The sequence below is a fragment of the Shimia abyssi genome (assembly GCF_003014475.1).
GTDB lineage: Bacteria > Pseudomonadota > Alphaproteobacteria > Rhodobacterales > Rhodobacteraceae > Shimia > Shimia abyssi.
The window spans coordinates 112,559-128,237 of record NZ_PYGJ01000001.1 but is presented as its reverse complement, the minus strand read 5'-3'; the positions used below and the strand labels follow the sequence as shown (position 1 = coordinate 128,237).

Annotated in this window: 16 protein-coding genes; 11 read left to right on the top strand and 5 right to left on the bottom strand. The window is 58.0% G+C overall.

What is annotated here, in order from left to right; genetic code table 11:
• Positions 1-84: 84 nt before the first annotated feature.
• Complete coding sequence (locus CLV88_RS23550; protein ID WP_106606434.1) at positions 85-1,038, top strand: calcium-binding protein; 954 nt, start codon at positions 85-87, stop codon at positions 1,036-1,038.
• A 747-nt stretch (positions 1,039-1,785) separates the two neighbouring features.
• On the opposite strand, the gene CLV88_RS00615 is transcribed toward CLV88_RS23550, so the two are convergent.
• The 3 genes from CLV88_RS00615 to ccmI are packed head-to-tail and all read right to left on the bottom strand — an operon-like array spanning position 1,786 to position 3,762.
• Complete coding sequence (locus CLV88_RS00615; protein WP_106607037.1) at positions 1,786-2,019, bottom strand: DUF1289 domain-containing protein; 234 nt, start codon at positions 2,017-2,019, stop codon at positions 1,786-1,788.
• 28 nt (positions 2,020-2,047) lie between these two features.
• Complete coding sequence (ruvX, locus tag CLV88_RS00610) at positions 2,048-2,530, bottom strand: Holliday junction resolvase RuvX (protein WP_207796999.1); 483 nt, start codon at positions 2,528-2,530, stop codon at positions 2,048-2,050.
• Positions 2,530-3,762 (bottom strand): c-type cytochrome biogenesis protein CcmI, encoded by a 1,233-nt coding sequence (gene ccmI, locus CLV88_RS00605; protein ID WP_106606432.1) that lies wholly within the window; start codon positions 3,760-3,762, stop codon positions 2,530-2,532. The genes ruvX and ccmI overlap by 1 nt, the downstream gene beginning before the upstream one ends.
• A 204-nt stretch (positions 3,763-3,966) precedes the next feature.
• On the opposite strand from ccmI, the gene CLV88_RS00600 reads away from it, so the two are divergent.
• Entirely contained in the window at positions 3,967-5,214 is a 1,248-nt protein-coding gene (locus CLV88_RS00600) for a sarcosine oxidase subunit beta family protein (protein WP_106606431.1), read from the top strand.
• Positions 5,215-5,223: 9 nt separating this feature from the next.
• Here the strand turns inward: CLV88_RS00600 and CLV88_RS23545 are convergent, their stop codons facing one another.
• A complete protein-coding gene (locus CLV88_RS23545) occupies positions 5,224-5,349 on the bottom strand; it encodes a hypothetical protein (protein ID WP_279338340.1) in 126 nt (41 codons plus the stop codon).
• Positions 5,350-5,434: 85 nt separating this feature from the next.
• On the opposite strand from CLV88_RS23545, the gene CLV88_RS00595 reads away from it, so the two are divergent.
• From CLV88_RS00595 to rarD, 8 genes are all read left to right on the top strand, one after another.
• Positions 5,435-5,764: a sarcosine oxidase subunit delta gene (locus CLV88_RS00595; RefSeq protein ID WP_106606430.1), complete on the top strand. Its 330-nt coding sequence runs from the start codon at positions 5,435-5,437 to the stop codon at positions 5,762-5,764.
• Positions 5,761-8,775 carry a sarcosine oxidase subunit alpha family protein gene (locus CLV88_RS00590; RefSeq protein WP_106606429.1) on the top strand — a complete coding sequence of 1,005 codons (3,015 nt, stop codon included), beginning with the start codon at positions 5,761-5,763 and terminating at the stop codon, positions 8,773-8,775. The genes CLV88_RS00595 and CLV88_RS00590 overlap by 4 nt, the downstream gene beginning before the upstream one ends.
• Positions 8,768-9,334 (top strand): sarcosine oxidase subunit gamma, encoded by a 567-nt coding sequence (locus CLV88_RS00585; RefSeq protein ID WP_106606428.1) that lies wholly within the window; start codon positions 8,768-8,770, stop codon positions 9,332-9,334. Before CLV88_RS00590 ends, CLV88_RS00585 begins: the two co-directional genes overlap by 8 nt.
• Positions 9,335-9,552: 218 nt before the next feature.
• On the top strand, positions 9,553-9,834 hold the full coding sequence (locus CLV88_RS00580; protein ID WP_106606427.1) for a hypothetical protein: 282 nt from the start codon (positions 9,553-9,555) through the stop codon (positions 9,832-9,834).
• A 214-nt stretch (positions 9,835-10,048) separates the two neighbouring features.
• Positions 10,049-10,648: a superoxide dismutase gene (locus CLV88_RS00570; protein ID WP_106606425.1), complete on the top strand. Its 600-nt coding sequence runs from the start codon at positions 10,049-10,051 to the stop codon at positions 10,646-10,648.
• Positions 10,649-10,793: 145 nt separating this feature from the next.
• Complete coding sequence (locus CLV88_RS00565) at positions 10,794-11,570, top strand: siderophore-interacting protein (RefSeq protein WP_106606424.1); 777 nt, start codon at positions 10,794-10,796, stop codon at positions 11,568-11,570.
• 185 nt (positions 11,571-11,755) lie between these two features.
• On the top strand, positions 11,756-12,004 hold the full coding sequence (locus CLV88_RS00560; RefSeq protein ID WP_106606423.1) for a metallophosphoesterase family protein: 249 nt from the start codon (positions 11,756-11,758) through the stop codon (positions 12,002-12,004).
• Between the two features lie 239 nt (positions 12,005-12,243).
• Complete coding sequence (rarD, locus tag CLV88_RS00555) at positions 12,244-13,158, top strand: EamA family transporter RarD (RefSeq protein WP_106606422.1); 915 nt, start codon at positions 12,244-12,246, stop codon at positions 13,156-13,158.
• Here rarD and CLV88_RS00550 read toward each other — a convergent pair.
• Positions 13,101-13,652, bottom strand: a complete 552-nt coding sequence (locus tag CLV88_RS00550) for an LOG family protein (protein ID WP_106606421.1) — start codon at positions 13,650-13,652, stop codon at positions 13,101-13,103. The two genes, rarD and CLV88_RS00550, sit on opposite strands and share 58 nt — an antisense overlap.
• Before the next feature lie 98 nt (positions 13,653-13,750).
• Between CLV88_RS00550 and CLV88_RS23130 the strand changes: the two genes are divergently transcribed.
• Complete coding sequence (locus tag CLV88_RS23130; protein ID WP_243403527.1) at positions 13,751-15,637, top strand: LysM peptidoglycan-binding domain-containing protein; 1,887 nt, start codon at positions 13,751-13,753, stop codon at positions 15,635-15,637.
• Positions 15,638-15,679 lie beyond the last annotated feature (42 nt).

Here is a 15,679-nt window from a genome sequence, read left to right as displayed (position 1 = left end):
TTAACAAAATCAATATTTTGCCTCAATTTGGTACCAAATGTGTTAACTTTTGGGCCTGCTTTTTCTGCTGCCGGATTTTTCAAAATGTTAACAATACTGACGATACTCGGATCTGCCCTTTTGATTGGTGCCGTGGTGCACTGGATTGATGACGACGATGACGACACTCAAAACGAAGAACCAACGAGTGATGAGGATCTGACCGTTGATGATCTGACCGTTGATGAAGAGCTGATGCCGACAGACGGACCTGACGAGCTTATTGGCACCGAAGGCAACGATACGATCAACGGGCTGCCCGGTAATGACTCTATCAGCGGCGGTTCAGGTGACGACAGCCTGTCAGGCGGAAATGGCGCCGATCTGGTCGAGGGGCGCTCGGGCAACGATCTGGTGGATGGCGGTAATGGTCCGGATGATCTTCGTGGTGGACCGGGTGATGATACTGTATCGGGTAGCGCCGACAATGACGGTCTCAGAGGCGGAGACGGCGCCGATACGCTGGACGGGGGCGAGGGCAACGATACGCTCGATGGCGGCGAGGGTGACGATACCCTGATTGGTCAGATTGGTGATGACCTGATGCTAGGCGGAGCTGGCAACGATGTCCTCTATGGCGGGGCCGAAGGCACTGCCGGTGGCGACACATTGGGGTCTGACACGCTTTTGGGTGGGGCCGGAAATGACCAGATCTGGCTGACAGAGAACGACGTTGGCACCGGTGGCGAAGGCGAAGACATCTTTGCCGTCGCCGAGCGCACAGTTTTTAGTACTCTACCGACAATTACGGATTATGACGGAGAAGATGATCAAATCGTGATTTTTGTCCCCGAAGGCGACACCGGGGAGGTCGAAGTGACAGGCGTGCCCGACACTGAAACGGATGCTTGGGTTTGGTACGACGGCGCAATCGTCGCGGCTGTCGACGACGCTTTACCTGAACTAACGGCCGAAGACATACAGGTCGTCGAAACCGCAGCCACCACGGCGGCGGCTGGCAACACCACCACTGATCAATCTACGGCGCAAACGGCCTGAGTGTGACCCGAGGATAATATCGATGGACTTGTTATTTGTGTTTTCCCTGATCGCGGTTTTGCTCGCACTTCGTGGGTCGGTCGCCATCCAACAACTACAATTGCTTAACGCACGTCACAAAGACGTTTAGTGCGTCTGCACTTTTCAAGGCGCTCCGAAGCGTGAACGCGCTTTCCAAGCGGTGCGCCTTGAAAAAGCAACAACGCCCATGATGTTTTAGGGGTGCCGCCGTAAAGGTGGCACTTCGTATACATGAGGGAAGGGCGCATGACAGGTATTTTTTCGAGCCAGACCATAGCGCTGTTGTGAACCATATTGTGCGCCTTACCTGTTCAGGCGCGTGATACCGGTGTTCCCGACGCTTTGTGGTGATGTGCCGACGTCGAATTTACGAAGTATCAGAAAAAACTTGCAAGTTTTGATTACGCGCTCGCACATGATCTGGCGGGCGATTTTTCAATTCTGCATGGAACTATAGGTTGGCATCCAACATGAGCTGTTCTGCTAGAGGTCACTCCGGACGGAATCGTCGGATACGAAACCTTCAACCCTGACGACGGTGCGCGCCCCACTGGCCGCACATTCGTTTCGCGAGGGCTAATATTGGCCTTCAGATCATGCGGTGTAACATGGGATGGCGCGTGGCAAGGCGATATTCCTGCCAAAAAGAAAACGCTGCCAAGAATGCCTGCCAAACCAATCCAATAATTGCAGGCTACAATAAGTCAGTCGCTGTGAAGGCTCGACTCAGCGCGTCATACGCGCGGCGCGCCCACCACGGCGCTTTTTCAGGCGCGGCGCGCGTTCTGGCAGTTCTGCCATAATGGTGCTGCGTTCTTCGGGGTCCATTTTGGACCACCGTGTGATCTCGTCAATCGAGCGCAGACAGCCAGTACAGATCCGCTCTTGGGGATGCACCACGCAAATCTGAATACAGGGGCTCTCAACCTCGTTGCGTGTCCACACGGTGTCTTTGCTCATCGCGTCCTCGTTCATCCCGTTTTGGCGCTTATCCGGCATTGCGCAAATGCCCCAGCCGGTCCAGCACTCCCTGCAGGATATAGGAAGCCGCGACATGGTCGATAACCTCTGCGCGACGTTTTCGTGTCGTATCCGCCTCTAGCAGCGCTCTTTCTGCCGCAACTGTCGACAATCGCTCGTCCCAAAACCCGATGGGGCAGGTCACCAGCGGGGCCAGATTGCGGGCAAAAGCGCGAGTGGATTGGCACCTTGGCCCTTCGCTTCCGTCCATGTTGCGCGGTAGGCCAAGGATGATCCCGCCAATCGCGCGGTCCTTGACGATCTCGCACAGGCGGGCGGCGTCAACGCCAAATTTCTTGCGTTTGACCGTCTCCAGCGGCGTCGCCACTGACAAAAGCCCGTCTGACACAGCAACCCCAATGGTCTTGGTCCCAAGGTCTAACCCCATAAGTGCCTGCATTCGGGGTAGGGCGCTTGCAAAGGTTTCGATCTCTTCAAATATCTCGGCCATCAGTTTACAATCCCCGCCCGGCGCGCGCCTTCGCGAATGATCTGCATCGCCTGCGGATCCGTGCCAAACACCTCTTGTGCCTCTTCAAATATCGCCTGCGCACGGCCGGTTTCTTCAAGCACGCCATAGGCGCCAATCAACCGTGCCCATTCCTGCGGCGTACCTCCTTCGGTTGCCAGCCGTTCAGACAGGTTTGACACCATGCCGCGGATCATATCGGCGCGATCTGCATCCGTCATGTCACGCACCGCCTCGATGTCTTCTGCCGTCGGGCCGCTGAGGCCATCTGAATGCGGCGGCGCAGGCAAGGTGTATTCAACACCCGCATACCATGCCAAATCGGTGATGCGCGCGCGAATGGCCGGAACCCAAGGCGCATCGGGTGGGCTTTGCAATAGTACCTGATCCCATAGGCGAAACGTCAAATCAGGGCGGTCATTTTGCAAAAACATCAACCCCCAGTAATACTTGGCCAAATTATTTCCGGGGTTAATCTCCAGCGATCTGCGCAGCGACGCTTCTGCTTCGGGCGAAATATAGCCTTCTGTGGCCGCGATCATCATATTCGCTAGGATACTGTAATCACTCGAAGAAGCTTGATCTCCTTTTAGTCGGATTACATTGCGCTGCGCTTCATAAGCTGCCTTGAGGTTGTTCAGCGACGCCTCGTTGCGTGCCAACAATTCTTGCCCTTGCAAATCATCCGGATTTTCCGCGACAGCGGCGCGCAGACGTTCCATCAACGCGGCAAACTGTGCCTCCGGTTCGGGGCTGGGCGTGGGTGGAACACGCGCTTCGGCCTCGGCCTGACTGATCCGGCTGGCCATACGCTCGCTGGCCTCTGCCATGCGCAGCTCCAGCGGCTGATCGCCATAGCCCGGCGTGCCCAGTTGCCAATAGGCCAACAGGCTCGCCCCGACCAGCACAACACCCAGGCTGATCACCAAAGGAGCGGTTGCATGTTTGCCAGCCCGCTCACCTGATTTCTCGGCCTGCAACTGTGCATCTGCCGCCAGAATTCGGCGCGACACTTCGGCCCGGATCCGTTCAGCATCTGCTCCGTCAATCACGCCGCGCGCCAAATCCTTCTCAACTTCTTTCAGCTGATCGCGATACACCCTCAGATCATATTCCGCCGGGTGTTCCCCGGCGTCTCGGCTGCGCCGCACCGAAAGTGCAATGGTTCCGGTCGTGACCAACGCCAGCGCGCCCGCAATAATCCAGAAAATCATGGTGCCTCCAAAGCTTCCCCTCTCATCTATATCTCCGAACGTCCCGGCAAAAGGGCAAAACCCCGTGATCGGCCCACATGTCGCAACTCGGCAGGAAACCGGCGGTTTGAACCGGGTACAACAGAAGGCAACCGGCCATTACAGTGTCATCAGATTTCATCTTCGGAATCACTGACCCCGAATTAACGCCCGTGAGACATGCCCATGAGACGCTATTCTGCATTTGCAATCGCCCGCGAAGCCTTCCGGTTCCACACCGGCTGGGAACGCGCGTGGCGCTCGCCCGAGCCAAAAAAGAAATACGATGTGATCATCGTCGGGGCCGGGGGGCATGGTTTGGCGACGGCCTATTATCTGGGCAAGAACTTCGGCATCACCAATGTTGCGATCATCGAAAAGGGCTGGCTGGGTGGCGGCAACACAGGGCGTAACACCACCATCATCCGCTCCAACTACCTTCAGGATCCATCTGCCGCGCTTTATGAAAAGGCGCGTTCGCTCTACGAGACGATGTCTCAGGATTTGAACTACAACGTGATGTTCAGCCCACGTGGCGTGCTGATGTTGGCCCAGACTGAATCCGAAATTCGTGGCTATCAACGCACCGCCCATGCCAACGCGCTTCAGGGCGTGCAGACCGAATTCATTGGCCCCGAGCGGGTCAAGGAATTGGTGCCGATCATCAATATAGATGGCCCCCGCTATCCGGTGCTGGGCGGTCTCTGGCAGGAACGCGGCGGCACGGGCCGTCACGATGCAGTGGCTTGGGGCTATGCGCGTGCGTGCTCTGACATGGGTATGGACATCATCCAAAAATGCGAAGTCACCGGCGTGCGTCAGGCGGGTGGCAAGGTCACTGGTGTGGACACCACCAAAGGTCCGATTGACTGTGACAAGCTTGGCCTCGTTGTGGCTGGTAACTCGGGCGAACTGGCCAATATGGCGGGCTTCCGTCTGCCGATGGAATCCGTGGCGCTGCAGGCACTCGTCTCAGAGCCGATCAAACCCTGCATGGACATTGTCGTGATGGCCAACACTGTGCATGGCTATATGTCTCAGTCGGACAAAGGCGAAATGGTCATTGGTGGCGGCACCGACGGGTTCAACAACTACACCCAGCGCGGCAGTTTCCACCACATCGAGGAAACCGTTCGCGCCTTGTGCGAAACCTTCCCCATGGTCTCGCGCCTCAAGATGCTTCGTCAATGGGGCGGCATCGTCGATGTGACCGGTGACCGCTCGCCCGTCATTGGCAAAACGCCTTTGGGCAACTGTTTCATCAACGCAGGCTGGGGCACCGGTGGCTTCAAGGCCATCCCCGGCGGCGGCTGGGCCACAGCTGAGCTGATCGCCAAGGGCGAACCCGGCCCGCTCTCTGCCGAATTTGGCATGGAACGGTTTATCGAAGGCCGCTTCATTGATGAGAGTGTTGCAGCGGGGGTGGCTCACTGATGGGACGCATCAAGACTCGTTTCGCAGAAGTTTCAATTCATTCATGGCTTCAATCTGCAAATCACCATTCATCGGATCGTCTGCAATCTCTTGCAAACGGGCTTCTAATTGGTCATCGCTTGGGTGCCAGTACATGTGCTAGATCCCTGATTTTTCTGGTAATCTCCAGCCTACGAAATGTCTCAATAAAAACTGTAACCTCACCGTTCGGAGGTCAGCCATGCTAACCCTTCAATGCCCCTATTGCGGCGTCCACGCCGAAGAAACCGAATTGCACGCCGAAGGCGAAGCGCATCTGAAACGCTTTGGCCCCGGCTCTTCGGATGACGACTTCGAAACCTACCTCTTCATGCGCGAAAACCCCAAGGGCGTGCATTTTGAGCGTTGGCGCCATGTCAACGGCTGCGGCAAATTCTTCCACGCCGCCCGTTCCACCACCACGCTCGAGGTGTTTGGCACCTATCCGGCCCAAACCTATGAACCCCCGCAAGACATCAAAGACAAAATCTCCGCCAAATACCCCGGCTGGTCCTGGAGGGACTTTTCATGAGCACGCGTCTCGCCACCGGAGGCCGTTTGCTGAACAAGGGCAAACAGCTGAAATTCACCTTCAACGGCAAACAGATGACAGGTTACGAGGGCGACACGCTTGCCTCGGCGCTTCTGGCCAATGACCAGATGATGGTAGGCCGGTCGTTCAAATACCACCGTCCACGCGGCATTGTCGCTTCAGGTGCAGAAGAGCCGAACGCGCTTGTGAACATGGGCGAGGGCGGCAAGTTTGAACCCAACCAGCGCGCCACCACGACCGAGCTGTTTGACGGGCTGACCTGCACGTCGCAAAACCACTGGCCGTCGCTGGAATACGATATCGGCGTGCTCAACAACTATGCCGCGCGGTTCTTGCCTGCCGGGTTCTATTACAAGACCTTCATGGCGCCCCGTGCCGCGTGGAAGCATCTCTTTGAACCCATTGTGCGCCACTCCGCAGGTCTTGGCAAAGCGCCCAAGGATCGCGACGCCGATACATACGAACACTTCTACGCCTTTGTTGACGTGGTCGTCGTGGGCGGCGGTATCGCCGGGCTCCAAGCGGCGCGCGCTGCGGCTCTTTCAGGGGCCAAAGTACTTGTCATGGAACAGACCGCCCATTGGGGCGGTCGTGCACCGGTCGATGGCGGGCAGATCAATGACAAACCCGTTTCCGAACACATCGCGGATCTCGTGGCCGAGCTTGAAGGTATGGACAACGTCACACTGCGCACCCGCACCATGGGGGCAGGGGTCTATGATCACGGCTATGTGCTGGGCTATGAACGTGTCACCGATCACGCGCCCACCGCCCAGGGGCCGCGTCATCGCCTTTGGCGCATCCGTGCCAAGCAGATCATAACTGCAACCGGGGCCATCGAACGTCCGCTCTCTTTTGCAGGCAACGACATACCCGGCGTCATGCTGGCCAGCGCTGTGCGCGATTACGTGGCGGATTTTGGCGTTTCGGTCGGCGACCGCACCGTGGTTGTCACCAATAATGACGACGCCTATCGTACCGCAATCACACTCAAGAAAGCCGGTCTCGACATCCCCGCCATTATCGATGCGCGCCCCATGGGCGGCGGCGCACTCGCGACCGAGGCGCGCGAGCTGGGCATCCGCATTGAAAACGGCAAAGGCATCGCCAAGGTCAAAGGCACCAAGCGTGTGACCGGCGTTGGCATCTGTGTGCAGGCGGGTGAAGGCGGCGCGATTGAGGAAATCAAATGCGACGCCGTGGCGATGTCCGGCGGCTGGTCTCCGGTGGTGCACCTCTGGTCCCATTGCGGCGGCAAGCTGATCTGGGACGACGAACAGTCACACTTCCGCCCCGACGCATCGCGCCCGCCCACCAATCAGGACGGGATCGGCTTTGTCGTTACCGCAGGCGCGGCAAACGGTCCGCTCGACCTGTTGAATGTGGCCTCTGACGCCCATAACGCAGGCAAAGCCGCCGCCAAGGCCGCTGGCTTTACCGCCACCCGCAAAGCTGGCCCCAAGGGCGAAGCCATGGACGAATCCCCCATGCAACCGGTTTGGCTCATGCCTCAGGGCGCTGGCCCGGATCTGCGCATGAAGGCGTGGCTCGATTATCAGAACGACGTCAAGGTCTCCGACGTGCGACTGGCCGCGCAAGAGGGGTATGAATCGGTCGAACATACCAAGCGGTACACCACGCTTGGCATGGCCACGGATCAGGGGAAGCTTAGCAATATCAACGGTCTGGCCACTTTGGCCGGTCAGTTGAACGCGCCAATCCCGGCTGTTGGCACCACCACCTTCCGTCCGCCATACACGCCGATCTCGATGGGCTCCATCGGGGGCGAGGCGCGCGACGCCGTGTTCCAACCGCTGCGCCGCACCACCATCCACCAGTATCACGAAGACCAGAACGCCTATTTCGAACCTGTCGGCCACTGGCGTCGCCCGTACTGCTTCCCACGCAATGGCGAAAGCCACAGCGATGCCGTCAAACGCGAGATAAACCAAACCCGCCAGTCCGTCGGCCTGCTTGATGCATCAACCTTGGGCAAGATCATCGTCAAGGGCCCGGATGCGGGCAAGTTCCTGGACATGCTCTACACCAACATGATGAGCACCTTGAAAGTGGGCAAATGCCGATATGGCCTGATGTGCTCTGAAAACGGCTTCCTCTCGGATGACGGCGTGGTTGCCCGCATCGACGAAGACACGTTCCTGTGCCACACGACCACCGGCGGTGCGGACCGTATTCACGGCTGGATGGAGGACTGGTTGCAATGCGAATGGTGGGACTGGAAAGTCTACACCGCCAACGTGACCGAGCAATTCGCCCAGATCGCCGTGGTCGGCCCCAATGCGCGTAAAGTGATCGAAAAACTCGGCGGCGACATGGATGTCTCCAAAGAGGGGCTGGCCTTTATGGAGTGGAAAGACGGCAAGATCGGCGACTTTGACGCACGCGCCTACCGCATCTCTTTCTCCGGTGAATTGTCCTATGAAATCGCTGTTCCAGCCAGTCAGGGCCGCGCCTTCTGGGATGCGCTGATGCGGGCAGGGGCAGAGTTCAACATCATGCCATACGGCACCGAGGCGCTGCACGTGATGCGTGCAGAAAAGGGCTTTATCATGATTGGCGACGAAACCGACGGCACAATCATACCTCAGGATCTCGGCCTCAATTGGGCCATTTCGAAAAAGAAAGAGGATTTCCTTGGAAAACGCGCGCAACAGCGTTCGCATATGACCGATCCAAGCCGCTGGAAACTGGTTGGACTCTTGACCGAGGACAAATCTGTTATCCCCGATGGATCGTATTGCATTGCCGAAGGCATTAACGCCAATGGCCAGCGCAATACCCAAGGGCGCGTGACGTCGACCTATTATTCGCCAACTCTGGATCGCGGCATTGCCATGGGCCTCGTGCTCAACGGCCCCGATCGTACGGGCGAGGTGGTCGAGTTCAACAAGGTCGACGGCACCACCGTGGCCGCCAAAATCGTAGACCCTGTCTTCTATGACAAGGAAGGGGAGAAACAGAATGTCTGATGCTGTCAGCGCCCTGAATGGCGCCCGTTTCACCGGGTTTGCCCAGATCGAGGAGGCCAGCCTGTGCGGCATGATCACCGTGCGCGGCGATTTGGCCTCTGCTGCGATGGTCAAGGCGATTAGCACCGAACTGGGTGCAGAGATGCCAGCGGTGAACAAGGTTTCCTTTGGGACCAAAGGCCATGTAGCGTGGATGTCGCCAGACGAATTGCTGGTTGTCGTCGCCTATGAGGACGCCAACGCCACCTGTGCGGCGCTCAACACCGCGCTGGCTGATCAGCACGTGTTGGTCGTGAACGTGTCCGACGCCCGCGCCGTGTTTCGCATATCGGGCGATGGCGCGCGCGAGGTGCTGGCCAAGCTGGCACCGGTTGACCTGTCCAAAGATGCCTTTGGTACGGGCGATTTCCGCCGAACCCGCCTGGCACAGGTCGCAGGCGCGTTTTGGATGAATACGGATGAAAGCCTTGAAATCGTCTGTTTTCGCTCTGTCGCGCAATACGTGTTTGATCTTTTCCGCGTGTCTGCGGAAACAGGCGGCGAGGTAGGGTATATCTGAGGAGGCTATGCCCTCCAAAGTTGATTATGATTTCTTTAACTCGGGTATCGAATCTCCTATTCGTAATATTATGAAATAGGAGATTCTTTCGCGTGAATACTAAAACACTTACTTTGGCGCTATTGGTCGGGCTCGCGACTACTGGAACAGCAAACGCACAGCGTTACCTTTGAGAGTTTCGTGAATATGCGGCTCGTGGTGTTATCCCGGATCAAGTCATGATCGATATTCAAAAAGATGGAACAGCGCTCGTTGTTGATCCGTTTCTTTTGTACATGAAGCAAGCCCCCAAGACGGCGAAGTTCTTCAAAGAAGACGCCAAACGTATGCGCGTGCGCTGGCGCATCGATGATATGAAATACGCCCGTGGTCACACGTCAGATACAGATTTTTCGCTGGTATTTGATAAACGCCGGAACAAAGCCTCGATTACGATTAATATTTCAAATGCGAGCAACACGGACAACGGCACTGGATCTTGCGCATTGCAGGCCAGCTGACGTGACTTAACGGGCTTGTCCCAAGAAATGGGTTGATCTGTCTCTGGTGGCGCAGCTGTAGTCTGCGCCGCCTTTTTTCATATGACCCTCAGCCAAACGCCACTGTAGCGCGTCGCATTGCGCTTTTTCCACCGCTTTTGCCTTGACCTTGCACCCCAAACGCCCACATCTGTCACCACAGAACAAACGCCCGGACCACGAGAGGATTTCCACAATGGCTTTTCAACTTCCTGATCTTCCCTATGCCCACGACGCCCTTGCTTCCAAAGGCATGAGCGCAGAGACACTGGAATACCACCACGACCTGCACCACAACGCCTATGTCACCAACGGCAACGCGGCGATTGCGGGCACCGAATGGGACGGCAAGTCGCTCGAAGAGATCATCGTCGGCACCTATGACGCCAACGCGGTTGCCCAGAACGGCATCTTCAACAACATCAGCCAGCTGTGGAACCACAATCAGTTCTGGGAAATGATGGGCCCGGGCGCAAACGCAATGCCGGGTGATCTGGAAAAGGCTCTGGTCGAGAGCTTTGGTTCGGTTGACGAATTCAAATCGCAGTTCTCCGCCGCAGGTGCAGGTCAGTTCGGCTCCGGTTGGGCGTGGCTGGTCAAAAATGCAGACGGCTCGCTGGCTGTAACCAAAACCGAAAACGGCGTGAACCCACTGTGCTTTAACCAGACCGCATTGTTGGGCTGTGATGTGTGGGAACACTCCTACTACATCGACTTCCGCAATAAACGCCCTGCCTACCTGTCGAACTTCCTCGACAATCTGGTGAACTGGGAAAACGTTGCTTCGCGCATGTAAGTCCGGCTCATCGCCACAGATCGGAAAGCCTGCGAGACACGCTCTCGCAGGCTTTTTCTTTTTTCAGCGGCAAAATAATACTTGATTAATTTACTCAACAACCAATATGACACCGTGACACCCATTAACAGGTTAAGGTCCGCCCATGCCCGCACGCAGAAAACTCCGCCTTGCCACGGTCCGCAGTGTCCGCAACATCACACCCAACATGCGCCGTATCGTGCTGGGGGGCGCGGATTTTGCCGATTTCCCGACGGGGCGGGAAGGGGGTTATATCAAACTGGCCTTTCCTGATGCCCCCCATGCCACACCCGATGACCCGGCCATGCGCACCTATTCCGTGCGCGCCCATGATCCGGCGTCTTGTGAAATCACCGTTGATTTTGCCTTGCATGGCGACGCGGGCGGCCTTGCTACGGATTGGGCTTTGACAGTGGCCCCCGGCGACCAGATCGCCCTTGGCGGCCCCGGATCCGTCAAGATGGTCGACTCCACCGCCGATTGGATCCTGCTCGCCGCCGATATGACAGGGCTGCCTGCGCTGGCCTGCAATGTCGAACAACTGCCGCGCGACGCCATCGGTTACGTGGTGGTCGAGATCACGTCAGAGGCTGACAAACAACCGTTTGACCTGCCTGATGGCGTGGCCTTGCACTGGGTGATCAACCCGCATCCCGAAACGGACAAAGACAAGCTGCTTTCGCAAATCCGCGCGCTTGCTTGGCGCGCAGGGCGCCCTTTTGTCTGGACCGCCTGTGAATTTGACACCATGCGCGCCTTGCGCAGCTATTATCGCACCGACCGCCAGATCGGCCGCAATGAGTTTTACCTCTCCAGCTATTGGCGCGCGGGGCGCACCGAGGACCAACACAAAGTGGACAAGGCCAAAGACAACGCTGATACTGTGCCTGCAACCACCTAAAGGCCCAAACCCACGGGAAATTTATGCAAACTCTGCGTGCGTTTCTCAGGGGGATTGTCGGTCTCGTTCTGACTGGCCTGTTGGCCGGGCTCTATGCGTTCTTCATTGAACCGGCACTGCGCCTGCGCGTACGGCGTTGACGTGTCAGTCCGCACAACTGGACCGCAGCGCCACTGCAAATTGCGGTGATTTCCGAGCTGCATGTGGGCGACCCATATGTCGGCCTGCGAAGGGTCGAACAGGTCGTTAAACGCACCAACGCGCTAGGCGCTGACCTGATTGTCCTGCTCGGCGATTACGTCGCCGGGCATTGTTTCATCACCCACCCGGTGGAATTCAAAGATGTCGCCCAGATCCCGCCCCAACTCACGGCACCTCAGGGCGCATTTTCTATTCTGCGTAACAATGATTGGTGGGATGATCTGTTCGTCTAGAAATGCGGACGGATGCCCATCATCTAAACATGTTCCGGATCACATGACTTATTCTGTGTGGGTATATTCAGGGCACAGAAGTGCGCCTGTATGGCTGGTGCTCATCGCACCTATGCGCTTTGGCGTCGTGCCGGAAATCACCTTGATCGAGCTCTCTGCCGAACACACCTGAAACTTCGCTTGCCAAACGGGCCACTGCGCGCCAACACTTGCGCCTTGCAACGCGAAAGGCACCCAAAATGGGCGAGACACAGCGCGCGATACTCGCCATTCTGGGCGCATGTGTGATCTGGGGCCTGTCGCCGCTGTTCTACCGTCTGCTTGCCCATATCCCCCCGATCGAGGTGCTCGCCCATCGCACACTCTGGTCGGCGGTGCTGTTTACGCTCCTGATTGCAATACAATCTCGCCTATCAGAACTAACCGGCGTTTTGCGTCCGCAACGACAGGCGCTTAGGGTGCTTTTGGCCGCGCTGCTCGTGTCCTTCAACTGGTTCGTGTTCATCTGGTCCATCGGGCAGGAGCGCGCCATTGATGCCAGCATGGGGTATTTTCTCTTTCCGCTGGCCACGGTCCTTTTGGGACGCATGGTGCTGGGCGAGCGTCAGTCGCCTGCGCAATGGTTTTCGGTGGTTTTGGCCGCCATAGCAGTGCTGACGCTCTTTGTCGGGTTGGGTGTGCCGCCTTGGATCGCGGTGTCGCTGGCTGGCACGTTCAGCGCTTATGGGCTGATCAAGAAAACCCTGCCGCTTGGGCCCGTCATTTCTGTCACCGCCGAGGTGTTGATGCTAAGCCCGGTCGCGCTGATCGTTCTTTGGCAGATACACGGTTCGGGGCAGGGGTATTTCGCGACCAACCTCCAAGACAGCCTGCTGCTGATCTGCTCGGGCCTGCTGACCGCCACGCCACTGATCCTGTTCAGCCGTGCCACGCGTCACCTGCCACTCTCAACCGTTGGGTTGCTGCAATACACCAACCCGTCACTGCAATTCCTCTGCGCCGTGCTGATCCTGTCCGAGCCGCTCTTGCCCGTGCACATGGTCGCCTTTCCGCTGATCTGGATCGCGCTGGCGGTTTATTCCATCGCCCTGTGGCGTCAGGAAAAGGCCGCATCCAGCACTGCTTCTGCACCGGGCAAATCATCGACCACGTGAATGAAATCACGCAAGGACGCATCCGCAAACCCCTGATCAATCACGTGATCCACCAGATCCACCAGCGGCTGCCAGTATCCTTTGGTGTTCATCAACAGGATCGGTTTGTCATGCAGACCCAGCTGACGCCATGTCAGCACCTCAAAAAACTCATCCAGCGACCCTGCGCCGCCGGGCAGCACTACAATGGCTTCGCAATTCATAAACATGACTTTTTTACGCTCATGCATGTTCTCGGTCACGATAAAGCGCCCCAGGTCCACCTTGCCCACTTCCATCTCCAACAGATGGGTCGGGATCACCCCAAACGTGTTGCCACCCGCATCCTGACAGGCATTGGCAACGGCACCCATCAAGCCGATGTCCCCCGCACCATAAACCAGCCGCCAGCCGCGCTGTGCAATCATTGCCCCCAAACTCTGGGCGATTGCCAAATAAGACGGGTCCTGACCCGTACGTGAGCCGCAAAAGACACAGATTGACCGCTCTGTCATGAAATTCCCCAATAGGTTCAATGCTCTTTTGACCATTGTTAACCGCGTTGATAAGGTCCGGCAACTGACGATAGCCGTATTCTGGGGGATGATCGGCGATGAGCAAATCTGCATCTATTCTCGGCGGAAACGCTGTTCTTGTGGGCGGCGTGGCCGCTGCTGGCATTGCGACCGTGGTCGCTATGTGGGCAGGTGGCGTATTCGAGCCCACAGAGGTGGTCAAAGCCCCCGAAACACCTGCGACAACCGCACCCGCACCGAAGACGCCCGACAGGGCGGAGGAGGGCACCCCCTCCGACACGGCACCCGAAACAACTGAACCCGCGCCCGTGCCCGAGGTTACAGAAACCCCATCCGACCCGGAGCCTGCGCCGGAACCTGCACCCGCGCCAATCCTACCTGCCTTTGACGTGGTGCGCATCGATGCAGAGGGCAACACCGTGGTCGCTGGCACAGCCGCGTCAAACGCCCGTGTTGGCATCCTTCTGGACAGTGCCGAAATCGCTCAGTCAGATGCTGATGCAAGTGGCAAATTCGCCGCGATCCTTGTGATCGAACCCAGCACGCAACCCCGCGTGCTCTCGCTGGTCCACCGTCAGGACAGCGGTGATCTGTTCTCAGATGCCACCTTTATCATAGCACCTGTAATTGCACCCGAGCCTGCTCCGGTTGTTATCGCCAAAGCTGACCCGGCTGTCGAAGAAACGCCAGCCGTGAAACCGGACCCAGTTGAACCTGACACAACCACAAGCGACACAGGCACAAGCGACACAGGCACAAGCGAGACAGGCGCAAGCGAGACAGGCGCAAGCGAGCCCGCCGCTGCCGAACCCGCACCCGAAACAGCGCCGCAACCAGCGCCCACCGAATTGGCCGAGGCCGAAACGCCTGATCCAGCCCCGGTTGCTGATCAGGAAACGCCGCCCACGCCAGCGATCGCACCTGAGGTCAGGCCAGAAACCAGCGCCTCGGTTGTCATCGCAGAGCAGCCAGACCCCTCCTCAGAAGCGGTGCCGGAGCAAGAGTCTGAAAAGGTCACAGAGCTTGCCCAAAACCAGACAGAAGCCGCCGCTTCTGATCCCGCCATCAATTCACAACCTGAAACACCGGCACCCGCGCAAGAGGAGGTTGAAACCTCCGAAACGACACAGCCTGCGCCAATTCAGCCAGCTCCGAAGCAGCCCGAAACAGCAGAACCGGTAGAAACAGCCAAAGCAGCACCGGCGCCGCAACAACCCGCACCACTGCCCACAAAAGAGCCCACTCCACAGCCTGCCGCTCAGACGCCCGCGCAAGTGGCCGAGGCAACGCCCGATCCAGAGCCTACGCCCGATCCAGAGCCTACGCCTGAACCAGCACCCGCGCCCAAGCCTGAACCCGCCGCTGCACCCGCTCCAGCTGCAGAACCCGAACCCAAGGCACCCGCCGTTCTGGTCTCTGACGCAGATGGCGTGCGTGTTGTGCAACCAGCTGCACCGGCAGACACCGCGCCCGAAGTGCTCTCTGCTATCGCTATCGACTCGATCAGCTATTCAGAAACAGGCGACGTTGAAATCGCCGGGCGGGGCAGGGCGGATGCCTTTGTGCGCGTCTATCTTGACAATACGTTGGTGATTTCGTCGCGAATCTCGTCAGAGGGCGCATGGATCGCCGCGCTGCCGGATGTCGATACCGGTGTTTACACGCTGCGCGTCGATGAAGTGGACGCCGACGGCAAGGTCACATCCCGTGTGGAAACCCCCTTCAAACGCGAAGAACCCGCCCGCGTCGCCGCAGCTCAAGAAGCCTCCGGGGCAGCATCCGACACCACCGGCGAACCGCCGGTGCGCGTCGTCACGGTCCAACCGGGCTTTACCCTCTGGGCTATCGCGCGGCGCAACTACGGCGAGGGTACTCTTTTTGTGCGCGTCTACGAGGCCAATCGCGACAAAATACGCGACCCCGATCTGATCTATCCCGGTCAGGTATTTACGATCCCAGAGTGATCTTTTTTGCCTTGGGGGTGGTGAATGCCGCGCCGGAGGCAT

Excerpts from the sequence above, each read along its gene's own strand:
- CLV88_RS00565 (WP_106606424.1), top strand. The coding sequence starts at position 10,794 with ATGCCCGCACGCAGAAAACTCCGCCTTGCCACGGTCCGCAGTGTCCGC.
- CLV88_RS23550 (WP_106606434.1), top strand. The coding sequence starts at position 85 with ATGTTAACAATACTGACGATACTCGGATCTGCCCTTTTGATTGGTGCC.
- ruvX (WP_207796999.1), bottom strand. The coding sequence starts at position 2,530 with ATGGCCGAGATATTTGAAGAGATCGAAACCTTTGCAAGCGCCCTACCC.
- rarD (WP_106606422.1), top strand. The coding sequence starts at position 12,244 with ATGGGCGAGACACAGCGCGCGATACTCGCCATTCTGGGCGCATGTGTG.
- CLV88_RS23545 (WP_279338340.1), bottom strand. The coding sequence starts at position 5,349 with ATGTACTGGCACCCAAGCGATGACCAATTAGAAGCCCGTTTGCAAGAG.
- CLV88_RS00595 (WP_106606430.1), top strand. The coding sequence starts at position 5,435 with ATGCTAACCCTTCAATGCCCCTATTGCGGCGTCCACGCCGAAGAAACC.
- CLV88_RS00600 (WP_106606431.1), top strand. The coding sequence starts at position 3,967 with ATGAGACGCTATTCTGCATTTGCAATCGCCCGCGAAGCCTTCCGGTTC.
- CLV88_RS00590 (WP_106606429.1), top strand. The coding sequence starts at position 5,761 with ATGAGCACGCGTCTCGCCACCGGAGGCCGTTTGCTGAACAAGGGCAAA.
- CLV88_RS00615 (WP_106607037.1), bottom strand. The coding sequence starts at position 2,019 with ATGAGCAAAGACACCGTGTGGACACGCAACGAGGTTGAGAGCCCCTGT.
- CLV88_RS00550 (WP_106606421.1), bottom strand. The coding sequence starts at position 13,652 with ATGACAGAGCGGTCAATCTGTGTCTTTTGCGGCTCACGTACGGGTCAG.
- CLV88_RS23130 (WP_243403527.1), top strand. The coding sequence starts at position 13,751 with ATGAGCAAATCTGCATCTATTCTCGGCGGAAACGCTGTTCTTGTGGGC.
- CLV88_RS00570 (WP_106606425.1), top strand. The coding sequence starts at position 10,049 with ATGGCTTTTCAACTTCCTGATCTTCCCTATGCCCACGACGCCCTTGCT.
- CLV88_RS00585 (WP_106606428.1), top strand. The coding sequence starts at position 8,768 with ATGTCTGATGCTGTCAGCGCCCTGAATGGCGCCCGTTTCACCGGGTTT.
- ccmI (WP_106606432.1), bottom strand. The coding sequence starts at position 3,762 with ATGATTTTCTGGATTATTGCGGGCGCGCTGGCGTTGGTCACGACCGGA.
- CLV88_RS00580 (WP_106606427.1), top strand. The coding sequence starts at position 9,553 with ATGATCGATATTCAAAAAGATGGAACAGCGCTCGTTGTTGATCCGTTT.